Source organism: Methylobacterium sp. D48H, from assembly GCF_053345715.1.
In genome coordinates this window covers 1-569 of sequence record NZ_JBKFAP010000087.1, presented here as the reverse complement: position 1 = coordinate 569, position 569 = coordinate 1, and the positions used below count along the sequence as shown (strand labels likewise).

2 protein-coding genes are annotated in these 569 nt (G+C 71.5%); one reads left to right on the top strand and one right to left on the bottom strand.

From position 1 onward, the window contains the following. On the bottom strand, positions 1–271 hold a 271-nt coding region (locus tag ACLBX8_RS31595; protein ID WP_447716407.1), incomplete at its 3' end, for a TetR/AcrR family transcriptional regulator. Positions 272–352: 81 nt separating this feature from the next. Between ACLBX8_RS31595 and ACLBX8_RS31590 the strand changes: the two genes are divergently transcribed. Then, the coding region (locus ACLBX8_RS31590) for an SDR family NAD(P)-dependent oxidoreductase (protein ID WP_447716406.1) at positions 353–569 on the top strand (217 nt) is incomplete at its 3' end.

Here is a 569-nt window from a genome sequence, read left to right as displayed (position 1 = left end):
GGTCCCCGTAGTGGCGCGGCGCCTCGGCGTAGAGCGCCTCCTTCGAGCCGAACGCCGCGTAGAGGCTCGGCGACCCGATCCCCATGGCCGCGGTGAGATCCGAGATGGATGTCGCGGCGGAGCCGCGGCGCCAGAACAGCTGCATCGCCTGATCGAGCGCCGCCTCCCGGTCGAAGGCGCGGGGCCGGTCGCGACCGCGGGCGGGCGCGGCCCGGTCCCCTGCCTGATCCCCTGCCTGGTCCCCTGCCTGGATCGAAGCGGATTTTTGCATCGATCGTTATATAAACCGCTTGACCCGGGCCGGCAACGCATCTAGCCATTTCTGTGTCGTTCATTACAGAAAGAGGCGGACGTGAGTGAGCTGGCAGGCAAGCGCGCCCTGGTGACGGGCGCATCACGCGGCACCGGTGCGGCCATCGCCCTGGCGCTCGCGGACCGGGGCGCGGACGTCGCCATCACGTACGAGCGGACCGCCGAGCGGGCGGCCGAGATCGTCCGCGCCATCGAGGCGAAGGGCCGCCGCGGGCGTGCCATCCAGGCCGACAGCGCCGACGCCGCGGCGGTGAAGC